The organism is Enterococcus xiangfangensis, from assembly GCF_005405365.1.
GTDB lineage: Bacteria > Bacillota > Bacilli > Lactobacillales > Enterococcaceae > Enterococcus_A > Enterococcus_A xiangfangensis.
Map to the genome: position 1 here is coordinate 349010 of NZ_BJDX01000003.1, position 15268 is coordinate 364277.

15 protein-coding genes and 1 other annotated feature are annotated in these 15268 nt (G+C 39.5%); of the genes, 10 read left to right on the forward strand and 5 right to left on the reverse strand.

Features of this window, described 5'->3' with window-relative positions:
- Nucleotides 1-56 precede the first annotated feature (56 nt).
- The 5 genes from FFM68_RS05760 to FFM68_RS05780 all read left to right on the forward strand — a co-directional run bounded on the left by FFM68_RS05760 (nucleotide 57) and on the right by FFM68_RS05780 (nucleotide 5802).
- Nucleotides 57-401: a winged helix-turn-helix transcriptional regulator gene (locus tag FFM68_RS05760; RefSeq protein WP_137618466.1), complete on the forward strand. Its 345-nt coding sequence runs from the start codon at nucleotides 57-59 to the stop codon at nucleotides 399-401.
- Nucleotides 402-448: 47 nt separating this feature from the next.
- Nucleotides 449-647: a binding site (T-box leader), on the forward strand.
- 152 nt (nucleotides 648-799) lie between these two features.
- Nucleotides 800-1843: a phenylalanine--tRNA ligase subunit alpha gene (gene pheS / locus FFM68_RS05765; RefSeq protein ID WP_137618467.1), complete on the forward strand. Its 1044-nt coding sequence runs from the start codon at nucleotides 800-802 to the stop codon at nucleotides 1841-1843.
- A 6-nt stretch (nucleotides 1844-1849) separates the two neighbouring features.
- Nucleotides 1850-4267 carry a phenylalanine--tRNA ligase subunit beta gene (pheT, locus tag FFM68_RS05770; protein ID WP_137618468.1) on the forward strand — a complete coding sequence of 806 codons (2418 nt, stop codon included), beginning with the start codon at nucleotides 1850-1852 and terminating at the stop codon, nucleotides 4265-4267.
- 264 nt (nucleotides 4268-4531) lie between these two features.
- Entirely contained in the window at nucleotides 4532-4942 is a 411-nt protein-coding gene (locus FFM68_RS05775; protein ID WP_137618469.1) for a MarR family winged helix-turn-helix transcriptional regulator, read from the forward strand.
- Between the two features lie 2 nt (nucleotides 4943-4944).
- Nucleotides 4945-5802 (forward strand): NmrA family NAD(P)-binding protein, encoded by an 858-nt coding sequence (locus tag FFM68_RS05780; protein ID WP_137618470.1) that lies wholly within the window; start codon nucleotides 4945-4947, stop codon nucleotides 5800-5802.
- 99 nt (nucleotides 5803-5901) lie between these two features.
- Here FFM68_RS05780 and FFM68_RS05785 read toward each other — a convergent pair whose 3' ends face one another.
- The 4 genes from FFM68_RS05785 to FFM68_RS05800 form a co-directional block, all read right to left on the reverse strand.
- The gene (locus tag FFM68_RS05785) at nucleotides 5902-6255 is read right to left on the reverse strand and encodes a DUF1667 domain-containing protein (RefSeq protein ID WP_137618471.1); all 354 of its coding nucleotides are present in this window, start codon (nucleotides 6253-6255) and stop codon (nucleotides 5902-5904) included.
- A gap of 2 nt (nucleotides 6256-6257) precedes the next feature.
- Nucleotides 6258-7514, reverse strand: a complete 1257-nt coding sequence (locus FFM68_RS05790) for an NAD(P)/FAD-dependent oxidoreductase (protein WP_137618472.1) — start codon at nucleotides 7512-7514, stop codon at nucleotides 6258-6260.
- Between the two features lies 1 nt (nucleotide 7515).
- A complete protein-coding gene (locus tag FFM68_RS05795) occupies nucleotides 7516-8964 on the reverse strand; it encodes an NAD(P)/FAD-dependent oxidoreductase (protein WP_137618473.1) in 1449 nt (482 codons plus the stop codon).
- Nucleotides 8965-9141: 177 nt separating this feature from the next.
- Complete coding sequence (locus tag FFM68_RS05800; RefSeq protein WP_137618474.1) at nucleotides 9142-9711, reverse strand: glycerol-3-phosphate responsive antiterminator; 570 nt, start codon at nucleotides 9709-9711, stop codon at nucleotides 9142-9144.
- 300 nt (nucleotides 9712-10011) lie between these two features.
- Here FFM68_RS05800 and hemH point away from each other — a divergent pair, with 300 nt between their 5' ends.
- Nucleotides 10012-10953 (forward strand): ferrochelatase, encoded by a 942-nt coding sequence (gene hemH / locus FFM68_RS05805; protein WP_137618475.1) that lies wholly within the window; start codon nucleotides 10012-10014, stop codon nucleotides 10951-10953.
- Nucleotides 10954-11020: 67 nt separating this feature from the next.
- Here hemH and trpS read toward each other — a convergent pair whose 3' ends face one another.
- Nucleotides 11021-12031, reverse strand: a complete 1011-nt coding sequence (gene trpS, locus FFM68_RS05810) for a tryptophan--tRNA ligase (protein WP_137618476.1) — start codon at nucleotides 12029-12031, stop codon at nucleotides 11021-11023.
- Between the two features lie 262 nt (nucleotides 12032-12293).
- Between trpS and FFM68_RS05815 the strand changes: the two genes are divergently transcribed.
- The 4 genes from FFM68_RS05815 to FFM68_RS05830 are packed head-to-tail and all read left to right on the forward strand — an operon-like array spanning nucleotide 12294 to nucleotide 15189.
- Entirely contained in the window at nucleotides 12294-13031 is a 738-nt protein-coding gene (locus FFM68_RS05815; RefSeq protein ID WP_137618477.1) for an amino acid ABC transporter ATP-binding protein, read from the forward strand.
- Between the two features lie 10 nt (nucleotides 13032-13041).
- Complete coding sequence (locus tag FFM68_RS05820; RefSeq protein WP_137618478.1) at nucleotides 13042-13875, forward strand: transporter substrate-binding domain-containing protein; 834 nt, start codon at nucleotides 13042-13044, stop codon at nucleotides 13873-13875.
- Complete coding sequence (locus FFM68_RS05825; RefSeq protein ID WP_137618479.1) at nucleotides 13875-14519, forward strand: amino acid ABC transporter permease; 645 nt, start codon at nucleotides 13875-13877, stop codon at nucleotides 14517-14519. Before FFM68_RS05820 ends, FFM68_RS05825 begins: the two co-directional genes overlap by 1 nt.
- Nucleotides 14520-14538: 19 nt before the next feature.
- Entirely contained in the window at nucleotides 14539-15189 is a 651-nt protein-coding gene (locus FFM68_RS05830) for an amino acid ABC transporter permease (protein ID WP_137618480.1), read from the forward strand.
- The last annotated feature ends 79 nt before the right edge of the window (nucleotides 15190-15268 follow it).

Here is a 15268-nt window from a genome sequence, read left to right on the forward strand (position 1 = left end):
GATATACTTATAAAAGGTAAGTGATGTGCTATACTTTTGCTATCGAGGTGAGAATTATGGAACAAATAGAAGTAATGGACTTTTCGCTCTGTCCAAAATTTGAGAAAGGATTTCAGATTTTAGGCAAAAAATGGAACGGTCTGATTATTGATGTATTGTTGGAAGGCGGGCCTCAACGATTTGTCGATATTGCTGCAATGATTCCCAATGTCAGCGATCGGGTTTTAACGGAACGACTAAAAGAACTAGAAGCAGAAGGCATTGTTGGTCGCATGATTGCTTGTGGAAGTCAAAAACGGATGGATTACTGTCTAACAAACAAAGGCAAAGCTTTGAACAAAGTGATGAGCGAAATCCATCAATGGGGCGACACTTGGATTACTGATGAAGAATGTAGTTGATAAATGGTTCGATTTCTTGTAGTATTGGGTTAGTCAATTGAATAGTTTAAAAAGCGTCGATAGAAAAGAGTAATTTTTTTAGATCTTTAAAGGGAATGTCTGTCATTGACTGGAAGCAGACTAAGAAAAGAAAAAATGAAGTTCACTTCTGGAGCTTGTCGCAAGACCGGCAGAGCCGTTAAAATAGTAAGAGCGCCAAAGTGTAATCGGCGAATTAGGATGGTAACGCGAGACCTCGTTCCTTTAGGGAGCGAGGTCTTTTTGTCGTTTTTAAGCAAGCCGTTTAAGAACAAAAGCTAAACTGTTCGTTTTGAGTCAATTGTTAAAAAATTTTTCGAGAGAATTTGATAGGACATTTATTTGTGATTCTATTTAGCAATAAAGAAAGGAAGAAAATAATGAGCTTACAAGAACAATTAGAAGAACTAAAAAGTCAGACGTTGGCAAAAATCAACGCGGCTGAGGATCTTTCCGCAGTCGAAGTGATTCGAGTGGAAACGTTAGGGAAAAAAGGACCCATCACCGAAGTATTGCGAGGGATGCGGGACCTTTCCGCAGAAGAACGACCAAAAGTTGGTGCTTTTGCGAATGAAATTCGTGACTTGCTGACAAAGGCCGTAGAAGATCGCAAAGCTGATCTAGCGGAATCAGCATTAGCGAAACAGTTAGCTGCAGAATCACTAGATGTTACGTTGCCAGGAAAAAAGGTTTCCCATGGTACGCGTCATGTACTTACCCAAATTATGGAAGAAATTGAAGATACTTTTATTGGAATGGGTTACCAAGTGATTGAAGGGACTGAAGTTGAGTCCGATCATTATAATTTTGAGCGCATGAATTTACCTAAAGATCATCCTGCACGCGACATGCAAGATACTTTTTATATTTCTGATGACGTATTGTTGCGGACTCATACTTCACCAGTGCAAGCACGAACGATGGAACAACATGACTTTACAAAAGGTGCATTGCGAATGATCTCACCAGGGAAAGTATTCCGCCGCGATACAGACGATGCTACCCACAGCCACCAATTTCATCAAATCGAAGGTTTAGTAGTCGATAAAGGCATCACGATGGGCGATTTGAAGGGAACGTTAGAGGTTTTATTAAAAGAATTGTTTGGTGCTGATCGTAAAATTCGGTTGCGTCCAAGTTATTTCCCATTCACCGAACCATCTGTGGAAGTTGATGTCAGCTGCTTCAAGTGCGGCGGCAAAGGCTGTAATGTCTGCAAGCATACCGGCTGGATCGAAATTTTAGGTGCCGGCATGGTTCATCCTGACGTATTAGAAATGTCAGGAATCGATTCAAAAGAATATTCTGGTTTTGCTTTTGGTTTAGGACCAGATCGGATCGCTATGTTGCGCTATGGGGTCAATGATATTCGGAATTTCTATTTAAATGATGTTCGTTTCTTGGAACAATTCAAGGGGGAGTAAGAAGCAATGTTAGTTTCATATAAATGGTTAAATGAATATGTCGATGTAAAAGAGGTCACACCGCAAGAATTAGCGGATCGTCTTTCACTGACAGGGATCGAAGTTGAAGGAGTAACTATACCTCAAGAAGGATTGAAAAAAATCGTTGTCGGAGATGTCAAAGAATGTGTACCGCATCCTGATTCTGATCATCTTTCGATTTGCCAAGTTGATATCGGCGAAGAAGAATTGTCACAAATCGTCTGCGGAGCACCTAACATCAAAGCTGGTGTCAAAGTGATCGTAGCATTGCCTGGATCTCGAATCGGTGGCAATGTAAAAATAAAAAAAGGCAAAATGCGCGGACAAGTTTCAAATGGAATGATTTGTTCATTGCAAGAACTTGGATTCAGTGATTCAGTCATCCCGAAAGAATATGTTGAAGGTATTTACTATTTGCCAGAAGACGCAATCGCGGGAAAACCAGTTTTTCCATATTTAGATATGGATGATGCGATCATCGATTTATCGATCACACCGAATCGGGCAGATGCGTTGAGTATTCGCGGGGTCGCTCATGAAGTTGCAGCAATCTATAATAAAGAAGTAGATTTTCCAGCTGTTGAATTAAAAGAGACTACTAAAAAAGCCAGCGATAAGATCAAAGTTTTTGTAGCAGATAAAAAAGACGCGCCGCATTACGAAATTCGGATTATTGAAGGCGTAAAAATTGGACCAAGTCCGCAATGGTTGCAAAATCGTTTGATCAATGAAGGCATTCGACCAATTAGTAACGTGGTGGATGTAACTAATTATATCTTATTATTATTTGGTCAACCGCTTCATGCATTCGACTATGATAAGTTGGGCAGTAAGGAGATCTTAGTTCGCCGTGCAAAAGAAAATGAAACTTTCACGACACTAGATGCCGTTGAACGAACATTGAACCCAGAAGATATCGTGATCACTAACGGCGAGATTCCAGTTGCTTTAGCGGGTGTAATGGGCGGTTTAGATTCAGAAATCTCAGATGAAACAACGACAGTTGCTTTAGAAATGGCGATGTTTGATCATACGTCTGTTCGCCGCACCTCCCAAAATTATAACTTGCGCAGTGAAGCTTCCATGCGTTTTGAAAAAGGGATCAATCAAGGAGAGATCAGCTTAGCTGGAGATGTTGCGGCCACGATGATCGCTGAATTAGCCGGTGGGGAAATTTTACAAGGAGCCGTAAAGGGCAGTGAAGTTCATCCGCAAAATGTTGAAGTCTGCACAACGGTTGAAAATGTCAATCGTTTTTTAGGAACTGATTTATCACAAGAACAAATCGATACGATCTTTAAGTCGCTTGGGTTTGCAACACAAGTTGTTGAAGGAGTAACTACCGTCAGTGTACCACCGCGCCGGTGGGATATCACGATCGAAGCAGACTTAATGGAAGAAATTGCTCGAATTTACGGATACAACAACCTGCCATCGACATTACCAGAAGGACAAACTGTCGCTGGATTCTTGACTAAAACACAAAAAACAACTAGAAAAGTCCGTAATCTTTTAGAAAGCGCCGGTTTATCAGAAGCAATCAGTTATGCACTGACGACTGAAACAAAAGCGCAGCAGTTTTTATTAAATGAAAGCAAAGTGACGCGGGTTGCTTGGCCGATGAGTGAAGAACGCTCAACGATGCGTTTGAACTTAGTCAGCGGTTTATTAGAAGATTTGGCTTACAATGTCGCTCGTAAGAACACGGATGTGGCTTTTTATGAAATCGGCCACGTTTTCTACCAAAATAATGATCCAGAAAAAGATTTACCAAGTGAACAAAATCATGTGGCAATCGCTGTTACTGGCAACAGCAGCAATAAATCTTGGGCAAAAAAAGCTGAAGCTGCCGATTACTACACGGTTAAGGGAATAGTCGAAGAATTGATTGAAGGTTTAGGATTAACAAAAGAAGTCTCTTATCAAGCGATTCAACTAACTGAAATGCATCCAGGACAAACTGCGGGTATTTATTTAGGGGAAGAATTGATTGGCTTTGTCGGTCAAGTTCATCCGAAGATAGCAGCCAGTTACGAATTAAAATCCGCTTATGTAGCAGAAATAGATTTAGCCGCATTGATTGCTCAAGAAAAAGCGCCTTTAGTTTTTGAAGCTGTTTCAAAATATCCAGCTGTCAGCCGTGATATCGCGATGCTTGTTGATGAAACAAGTACTAGTGCAGAAATCGAAGAAGTGATTACAGCTGCTGCTGGAAAATTCTTGACGAAATTGCAAGTATTCGATGTGTATCAAGGCGACAACATCGAAGCAGGCAAAAAGTCAATGGCTTATAATTTGACGTTTGTAAATCCTGAGGCAACGCTGACTGATGAAGAAATCAATCGCAGCATGGAAAAAGTTACTAAGAACTTAGCAGAAAAATTACAAGCAGTTATTCGCTAATTAATCCCACAAAAGCTGCCTAAAAGATTCGATAGAGATAATGGGGTGTGGCAAAAACTTGTCACACCCTATTTTTTTAATGCTTTTAAAAAATCCCTTCTTATTCCTTGAAACCAGCTACTTCTGTCACGATTTTTTAATAAGAGAAACAAAATATTCCGCCATTTTTTGCTGAGCGTTTATTTATCAAAGTTGACTTTTTTCAAGAATATAGTTAGTATGCTAATCAAATAAAGTTAGCGCGCTAACTAAAAGGAGCGACCAATGAATACTGGCTATTTATTAATGAATATTTCCAAAAAGCTAAAATACGATCTTAATCAAGCATTATTAGAAAAAGGGATCACAGTTCAGCAATGGGCGGTTATCCAACAAGTGGATCTAAAGGAACCAGTAACTGCTACGGAATTGGTTCACATTCTTGATATGGACAAACCAACGATTTCCGGCATTGTTCAACGACTTGAGAAAAAAGAGCTGCTTGTTAAAAGAGATCATCCAACAGATAAACGTTCTTTTTTATTATCTTTAACGGAGATTGGAAGAAGTGCCCTGGAAGATTATCAACAATTGAGCGATCATATCGTTGATAATCTTCTATCGATTTTAACCGAGCAAGAACAAGCGTCATTCAATCATTTATTATCCAAAATCAATCAAGAAATGAGGGATTAAGTGTGGATCACATACTCATAATCGGAGGAACGGGGAACATTGGCTTTCCTTTAATCGAGAGTTTAGCCAAAAAAGAAAATGTGACAATGACAATCGGTATGCATAATCCAGCTCAAGAGAAATTTGCAGGGATGAAAAATGTAACAATCACTCATTTTGATTTTCTTGATCCAAGCACGTTTCCAGCAGCATTTTCTGGCGTAAATAAAGTCTTTTTTATTCGGCCGCCGCAACTTTCTAATCCGAAAGCAGATATGTTTCCATTTTTGTCTTATGCGAAGCAGCAAAATATTCAGCAGATCGTCTTTGTTTCTCTAATCGGTGTTGAGAAAAATCCAATGACGCCGCATCATAAAATCGAAAAAATGATTAAGCAGTTGAAATTGCCCTACACATTCATCCAACCGAGCTTTTTCATGCAAAATTTAAACACTACCCACCAAGAAGACATTAAGGTTGCTCATGATTTATTTATTCCGGCAGGTCATTCAAAAACTAGCTTCATTGATACAAGAGATATTGGCGAAGCGGCTGCTGTCTGTTTAACAAATGTCAAATACTTAAACCAAGCATTAGAAATTACTGGACCGACAGCGTTAACTTATGATGAAATCGCTAAAGAGATGAGTGAGATTTTAAGCACAACGATTTCTTATAGTCGGCCAAGTTTATTGAAATTTCGGCAGGTCATGATCAAGCGTGGAGTTGCTAAAGATTACGTAAACGTGATGGTGCTGCTTTATTTGATCACACAATTAGGAAATGCAAAAAAAGTAACGAATGTATTGGAAACGATCCTCGACCGTCCGCCTAGAACGATCAAAGAATACCTAGCCGACTACAAAGATTGTTTTATGTAATAAAAAATAATAGGGATAAATCTTGATAAATAACTATTAGAAAAGATAGATGAAAAGGATCTGCGGACTGTCCGCAGATCCTTTTAGTGTTTGCTGATTTTAGACTGTTTGTATCTCACTTGTTGTCACGACATCGATACCAGTATTTAAAAGATTTTCGATTGCGACATCACCAATGTTGACAGGCGCTTGCAGCTGAATAGTATTAATGGTCTTCATCGCTTCCAACACAGCGGTTTTAGGAATACCATCAGTTGTTTTTACGGAGCAAAGAGCTGAATTGCCTCCGTTGACACGGATCGTTGAAGTGACTACGCGGACAGGATTCGTCGCTTCTGCTTTTCCGTATTTTACGCCTTTATTGCAGCTATGACCGCTGACTTTGTAATCATTCGTCTCATCTACTGTTAAATGGCAGCCTTTAGGGCACATAATACAGATAAAATTTTTCATTCTTACTTGACCTCCTCGACACAAATTTCCAATTCGCCATTCGCTACTTTATCCAAGATTTTTTTTGACAGTTTGATTTTTTCCATTTCACCAGGTACGATGTAGCTTTTTTTCTGTTTCGTTAAAACTTCGCCTTGTGATTTAATCAAAATCTGGCTTTCATCGAAAACTTGATTGACGCGGAAGAAAAGTTCCACCCTCCGAGCGACATTTTCATTACGGATCAATTGAGGAACGACATAGGTCACGTGCTCCCCGTTTTTGACAGTGAGACAGCTTGATTGTTCTTTTTCTTGATCTAAAATATAATCGGCAGCAGCGGTTCCAGCTTTGATACTTTCCGCAGTTACGAAGTCGACCAAATCGTGGACGTGAACTACATTTCCGCAGGCAAAGATTCCAGGAGTCGAGGTCTCCATATTTTCGTAAACAAAAGGACCGCTAGTTTTAGCGTCTAAGTTGAGTTTTGCATCACGACTCAATTCATTTTCCGGCAATAAACCAACAGATAACAAAATCGTATCGCAATCAAACGTACGCTCTGTTCCAGCAATCGGCTGCCGTTTGTCATCGACTTTTGAAACAACGACTTGCTCGACGCGATTTTTGCCACGAATTTCAGTGATCGTATGGGAAAGATACAACGGAATATTAAAATCGTCTAGGCATTGAACGATGTTTCTTGTCAAACCGCCAGAGTAGGGCATCACTTCGATACAAGCCAAAACTTCTGCTCCTTCTAAGGTCATTCGCCGCGCCATGATCAGACCGATATCACCTGAACCTAAAATAATAACTTTTTTGCCAACTAAATAGCCCTCCATGTTGACATAGCGTTGCGCTGTACCAGCTGTGTAGACACCAGCTGGCCGGCTACCAGCAATGCCGATCGCTCCACGTGTTCGTTCGCGGCAGCCCATCGCGAAGACTAAAGCTTTGGCTTTTAAAATTTGATAACCTTGATTTTTATTGACGATATGAACTTCCTTGTCCTCGGTGACTTCTAACACCATCGTGTCTAAAAGAACGGTGATCTCCGTTTTTTGAACTTGATCAATAAAACGCGCCGCATATTCAGGACCAGTCAACTCTTCTTTAAAATGATGCAGTCCAAATCCATTATGGATACATTGATTCAAAATCCCACCCAATTTTTGGTCGCGTTCAATAATCAAAATGTCTTTGATGCCATTTTCATAAGCAGCGGTTGCGGCTGCTAATCCAGCGGGACCGCCACCAATCACAATTAAATCATGCATATTAACGTCCTCCTTTGGTAGCTTCGACTAAAACATAGCTGCCTTCGCGATCTTGTAAAATGTCTAAAGGCGAGCGGTCCAACTCATCGGCTAGAATGTCAACAACTCGCGGACCACAAAAACCACCTTGACAACGTCCCATGCCCGCATTACATCTGCGTTTGATTCCATCGATAGAAACGGGGGGGATAGGAGAGTGTACAGCTGTTCGAATCTCGCCTTCAGTGACAGTCTCGCAGCGACAAATAACTCTGCCATAAGTATTATTCTTAGCAATCGCTTCATTTTTTTCCTTAAAATCTAGTTCTTGGAAAATAATTTTTTCCCGTGAATCGATATAAGATTCTTTCTGTTTAAATTTTTTTCCTACCGCTTGTTCTAGCAATTCGATTGCGTAAACGGCGATCGCTGGGGCAGCCGTCAGACCGGGAGATTTAATCCCAGCTAAATCGATAAAACCAGGAGCGGCCTCTTGTAAGATAAAATCATCAGCGGTGCTATTAGCACGTACACCAGAAAAATTACGGATCGATTGTCGCAAATTAAGATCAGGCACTGATTTTTTTGCCAAATCAACGACTGTTTTAAGTCCTGCAATCGTATTTCCCGTATCATTTCCGCTGTCTAAATCATTGCGTCTAATACTTTCTGAGTTCGGTCCAACAACTAAATTGCCATGGACAGTTGGACTGATCAAGACCCCTTTACCGCTACTAGAAGGGCATTGAAAAACAACGTGCTGAACGACGGTACCTTCTGATTTATCTAACAAATAATACTCGCCGCGATTTGGTTTGATTTCGAAATTTGGTTCCGCGATCAAGTTGTGAATATCATCAGAGTGGACACCAGCGGCATTAAATATATATTTTGTCTGATACGTTGCTTTATTTGTCGTAACTTCATAGCCGTCTGTTATCTGTTTGATGGCTGTCACTCGATTATTCAAAGCAATCTCTACATCATTTTTTACAGCAGTTTCTGCTAAAGCGAGGCAGAATTCCCATGGATTTACGATTGCTGCAGTCGGAGCGTAAAGAGCACCAAGGGCTTTATGGGAAAGATTCGGTTCTTTTTCAAAAAGGGCTGATTGATCAAGAATCTCTAATTCTTTCACGCCATTTTTGACGCCACGCTCATAAAGTGCCCGAATGAGAGTTAATTCTTCTGCTGAAAAGGCGACTACGAGTGAGCCGATTTGATTATAATGGACTGAAAGTTTTTGACAGAGCATTTTTGCTCGGTTAGCGCCTTCAACATTTAATTTTGCCATCAAAGTACCAGGTTCCGGATCGTAGCCGGCGTGCAAAATAGCACTGTTAGCTCTAGTAGCGCCTAGACTCACATCATTTTCAGCTTCCAGGACTAACGTGGTTAATTGGCGTTTGCCCAATTCATAGGCGGTCGCAGCACCGACAATTCCGCAACCGATTACAATTACATCATACATAAATTTTCCTCCTACGTATTCGAGTGAACAGCCACTCAGAGTTTGTTTGGATTGCAGCAAAAAAAGAGTATAGGAAACAAACGCCAATGTTTGTTGACGTTTGCGGCTATACTCTTTTATCTCTAGCAATTATTTAGTTAACTGTATTATAACACTTATAAAAAAGTTCAACAATCACTAAACAGCCCATATCGAACTTTTGGTGGTCGAAACGGCAAGGCTACCAGCACCTAATGCGCCCATGATATCTTCCTTATCACGAATCAATCCACCAACGATTAATGGCTTTCTAGAGTGATTGACCAGCTCTTTAATAATTTTTGGAGCGATGTTTGGGAGAACTTCAATTAAATCCGCTTCAGAATATCTTAGTTGACGATCGATATTTTCTAAGGCAGAAGAATCTAGTAAAAAAAAACGTTGGATTGCTAATAGATGATGTTTTTTTGCTTGGCGAATAATGGTTGGCTTCGTTGAAATGATCCCGTCAAAAGAAGTGGTTTGTTTGATGTAGTCGATCGCTTTTTCATCAGAAGATAAGCCTTTGACTAAATCGGCGTGTAAAATCGCTGTTTTACCGCTAGTTTTGATTTTGTTGGACAGTTCAGTTAATTCCATAATATGTGACTGGAGAATAAAAATAACTTCTGCTTCTGAGTTTAGGGCAGCTTCTAAATCGGTTTCATTTTTTGTGGCTGCGATCACTGGGGCAAGTTCTAGCTTTTGATACAATTCATGAAAATTCATCCAACATAACTCCTTCGACTTTCTCACTTTTTATTTTACCATGAGAAAAAAAGAAGGAAAAGGACTGTTTCTGATGATTAAATTAAAAGGGAGGCTACGATTAACTTAGTAGACATAAAATATCAAGTGTAAACTAAAGTAATCTTATTAGAAATTGTTTAGTATAAGAAGAGGTGAACGAATTTTTTAATGAACAGTTTGAGTAAGCTGAAAAGTATCTGATCAATGCATTTTACAAGTGTTTTTTTGAGTTGCTTCTGCTATAGTTTAATTTAGAATTTAAGATGAAGGATGTTAAGCATGAAAAAAGGGATTTTGTTAGTAAATTTAGGAACACCCGAGGAACCGACACCGAAGGCCGTAAAAAGCTTTTTAGCTGAGTTTTTATCGGATCGTCGAGTAATCAGGTGGCCACGTTGGGTGTGGCTGCCGATCTTACACGGAATTGTATTACAGATTCGTCCTAGAAAAACCGCGCGTACGTATCAAAAAATTTGGCGTGAAGAAGGTTCGCCGCTTTGGATATATACTAAAAAACAGACGGTCTTATTACAAGCACTCATGCCAGATGCAATCGTTCGTTACGCAATGACGTATGGCGATCCTGGAATTCAAGAAACACTTGCTGAGATGAAACAAGCTGGGATGACGGACTTATGTGTTGTTCCATTGTATCCGCAATATTCTGAAACTACGGTCGCACCAATCTATGATCAAATCAGCCGAGTTTATCAAAAAGCAGCGGAGATTCCGCAGCTTAGAATTTCTAATTCATTTTACGATCATGAAGGATACATACAATTACTGGCAGATCAGATCAAGCAGCATCTGGCTAGTAAAACATTCGATATGATTTTATTTTCATATCACGGGATCCCTGTTTCGATAGTAGAACAAGGCGACCCTTATGAAGAACAGTGTAAACGGACTACGCAGAAAGTTATGGAAAAATTAGGGGATATTCCTTATGCACATTCCTATCAATCGAAGTTTGGACCAGGGCAGTGGTTGACACCGATGACGTCGGAAACATTAAAGGCTTTTCCAAGTCAAAATGTCAAAAAGGTGTTAGTGATCACTCCAGGTTTTGTGGCAGACTGTTTGGAAACAATCGAGGAAATCGATGATGAGAACCGTGGGTATTTTATGGAAAACGGTGGCGACTATTTTGAATACGTGCATCCATTTAATGATTCACCAAAATTCACCAATATTTTGCACTCTATAATAGAAGAAATGTAAAAAATCGATCGTCAAAAGGCAGTGTACGGACTTTTGACGGTCGATTTTTTAAGCTTTAAGTAATTAGTTAGGCGAAATAATTGATTCCCATAGCTTGTTTTACTTCAGTCAATGTTTTAGCAGCAACCGCTTGTGCTTGTTCACTACCTACTTTTAATAGTTGCATGATTGCTTCTGGATCTTTTGCAAATTCTTCTCGGCGGGCGCGGATTGGTCCGAACTCAGCTTCTAAGACATCAATTAAGTATCGTTTGATTTTTACGTCACCAAGACCGCCATGACGATACTGTTCTTTTAGCTCAGCAATTTTTTCTTTGTCTGTTCCAAAAACATCTAAATAAGTGAAGACCATATTCCCTTCAACTTGACCAGGATCTGCAACATGAATGTGATTTGGATCCGTATACATGCTCATGACTTTTTTTGCCAAGACATCAGCAGAGTCAGCTAAATAGATCCCATTTCCCAATGATTTGCTCATTTTTCCATTTCCATCGATTCCTGGTAAGCGGCCTTGACCTTTTTCTGGAAATACGCCTTTTGGCTCGACAAGGACTTCACCGTAAGTGTGGTTGAAACTTTGGACGATCTCTTGAGTTTGTTCTAGCATCGGTTTTTGGTCTTCACCTACAGGTACTAGATTTGCTTTAAAAGCAGTAATGTCAGCAGCTTGTGAAACAGGGTAGATAAAGAAGCCTGTGGGGACACTTTCACCGAATTTTTTTTGTTCGATTTCTGATTTTACTGTTGGGTTGCGGCGAACGCGACCGACGCTGACTAGATTCAAATAGTACATAGTCAATTCTGCTAGTTCAGGAATTTGTGATTGGATAAATAAAGTAGAACGTTTTGGATCTAAACCTACCGCCAAATAGTCTAATGCGACTTGTAAAACATTGGAGGAAACTTTTTCAGGATTTTTTGCATTATCCGTCAAAGCTTGCATGTCTGCGATCATGATAAATAAATTATTTTCAGGATCTTTTTGCATCAAAACACGATTTTTCAAAGAACCGACATAATGGCCCAAGTGTAATTGACCTGTTGGGCGATCTCCGGTTAGTATGATATTTTTCATTAACTCACCTTTTCGTAAAAAATTCTTTCAATAGTCTCTTCAAATACTACCTTTTTTTTTCAGACAAGACAACTCTTATTGTTGTATTTGTTGAAAGATCCCATAGTGAATATGTAAGGAAACATCACATAGAAACAGAAGCAATTCAAATGTTTTTTTCTAATTACAGGTATTTTTCTTTACAAAGTAAAAATATTTAGCATATAATTAGACCCACATTGGAATAATTAGAGAATAATAAGGAAAAAAGAGGTGGTTAAACATGCCAATGGTGGAATTTAAGCATGTAGAAAAATACTATGGGAAGTTTCATGCCTTGAAAAATATTAACTTGAGTTTTGAAAAAGGTGAGGTCGTTGTAGTTATCGGACCATCGGGTTCAGGGAAAAGTACAATGTTACGTTGTATCAACGGTCTAGAAGAAATTACTTCAGGGCAACTGATGGTGAATGACAAAGACTTACATAGCAAAGATGTTAAGTTGAAAGATATTCGAAAAAATATTGGAATGGTCTTTCAACACTTTAATCTTTATCCTAATAAGACAGCGTTAGAAAATATTACGTTAGCACCAATCAAAGTTTTGAAACAATCTTCTGAACAAGCGATAAAAACTGCTGAAAAATTATTGGATCGTGTAGACATGTTAGATAAGAAGGATTCGTACCCTTCGATGTTATCCGGAGGCCAGCAACAACGGATTGCCATCGCCCGTGGTTTAGCGATGAATCCCGACTTGCTGCTTTTTGATGAGCCGACTTCTGCACTAGATCCAGAAATGATTGGCGACGTCTTGAATGTCATGAAAAAAATTGCCCGCGACGGTATGTCGATGATCGTCGTGACTCACGAGATGGGATTTGCGAAAGAAGTAGCCGATCGTATCATTTTCATGGCAAATGGGGAAGTGCTAGAAGACACACGAGATGTCAAAGGATTCTTTGATAAGCCACAAGAGGAGCGAGCACAACAATTTGTCAGCAAAGTAATCAATCATTAGGAGGCGGCGTATGTCGAAGTTAAAAAAAATAGGCGCCCTTTTATTTTTACCGCTGCTTGTTGTGATCATTCTGTCAGGCTGTAAAGGAAAAAGTGTCGCAAATGAAAACATCGCAAAGCGTATCAAAGATGAGCCGACCATCGTATGGGGCGTGAAATATGATACGCGTCTATTTGGCATGATGGATATCAAAACACGGAAAGTTGAAGGTTTTGATATTGATATCGCCAAAGCGATCACTAAAGAAATTTTAGGAAAAGAAGGCAAGGCTGAATTTACCGAAGTGACGTCAAAGACGCGGATTCCATTGTTGAAAAATGGAAATATTGATGCGATCATTGCTACGATGACGATCACTGAAGAGCGGAAAGAGCAAGTTGATTTTTCTGATATTTATTTTGATGCTGGGCAATCGTTGCTAGTTAAAAAAGGGAGTCCCATCAAAGATGTCAAAAGTTTGACTGCTGAAGATACTGTTTTAGCCGTCAAGGGATCTACTTCAAGTATCAATATCCGCAAAAATGCGCCAGATGCCAAAATCCTTGAATTGGAAAATTATGCTGAAGCATTTACTGCATTGCAATCAGGTCAAGGTCAAGCGATGACAACAGATAACGCCATTTTGTTAGGAATGGCTTCTGAAAATAAAAACTATGAATTAGCAGGCGGTGCTTTTACAAACGAACCTTATGGAATCGCCATCAATAAAGGTCAAGATGACTTCTTGCAAGAGGTCGATACCGCATTGTCTAAAATGCATGATAATGGTACCTACGATAAAATTTTTGAAAAATGGTTCCCTAAAGATGCAGATGGTCGAGCGAAAAAGGGGGCGCATTTTTAATGACACATTTATTTCAAACCTTCTCAGCTGATTTTGTCAGCGGGTTCAAATATACAATCTATGCGAGTTTACTAGCATTAATTTTTAGTTTGATTATCGGAACGTTGATGGCGATTTTACAACTGTCGCACAATCGGGTTGTTCGTCATTTAGCGAAAGCGTATGTAGCTTTCTTTCGTAATATCCCGTTGTTGATTATTGTCATGTTTTTTTATGTCATAGCACCGATGTATTTCTACAGTTTTGACGGCTTTCAAGCCGGTACGATTGGCTTGATAATCTATACTTCTGCTTTTATTGCCGAAACCGTTCGTTCTGGGATCCAAACCGTACCGAAAGGTCAGATGGAAGCCGGTCTTTCTTCTGGTTTTACTTATGCTGAAACGATGCGTTATATCATTTTACCGCAAGCATTTAAAATTGTTATCCCACCTCTGGGAAATCAGTTTATCAATCTGATCAAGAATTCATCCATTTTAGCAATGGTCGCAGGTTTAGATTTGATGTACCAAGGTGATTTGATCGCCAGTACAACATTCAATACCTTTGATACTTATATCATTGTCGGATTATTCTATTTGATCTTAACGCTGCCGCTGTCTTATCTAATGAATTATTTAGATAAACATTGGTCAAATGCCTAAAAGGAAGGAGTAACAGAATATGAGTGAAGCTTTTTCATGGATGAATCTGCGTTTTCTTTTAGATGGGCTGTGGGTGACGATCCAAGTCTCGATCGTCTCGATCATTTTTAGTATGATTCTTGGTGGGATCGCAGGAACCGTCCGCTATACTAACATCCCGTTTCTTTCGCGAATCGTAGGAATCATTGTCGATATCATTCGAAACTTACCGTTATTGCTGATTATCTTCTTTACCTATTTCGCTTTACCGCAAGTTGGGATCAAGTTGAATATTTTTTGGGCAGCGGTTGCCGCATTGGCGATTTTTGAATCTGCGATGCTGTCAGAAATATTCCGTGCCGGGTTGAATTCTGTGCCTAAAGGGCAAACAGAAGCGGGGTTATCCTCTGGTTTGACCTATGTTCAAACTTTGGTAATGATCATTATCCCGCAAGCGTTCAAAGCAATGCTACCGGCTATTTTGAGTCAGTTGATTTCTTTGATCAAAGATACTTCATTAGCAGTAATTATTTCTTTACCAGAACTGACGCATAACGCTAAAATCGTTTATGGACAAAATACTAATTATGTCATTCCGATGTTTATCGCGATGACCTTGATGTACTTTGTCGTTTGTTACTTGTTGTCGCTTGTCTCCGGTTTTTTGGAAACAAGCAAATATAATTATTAAAAAAGAGGCTGTGACATAAGTCTCAAAAAAAAAAGCACTAGAAACGACGTGAAAACGTCCTTTTCTAGTGCTTTTTGGG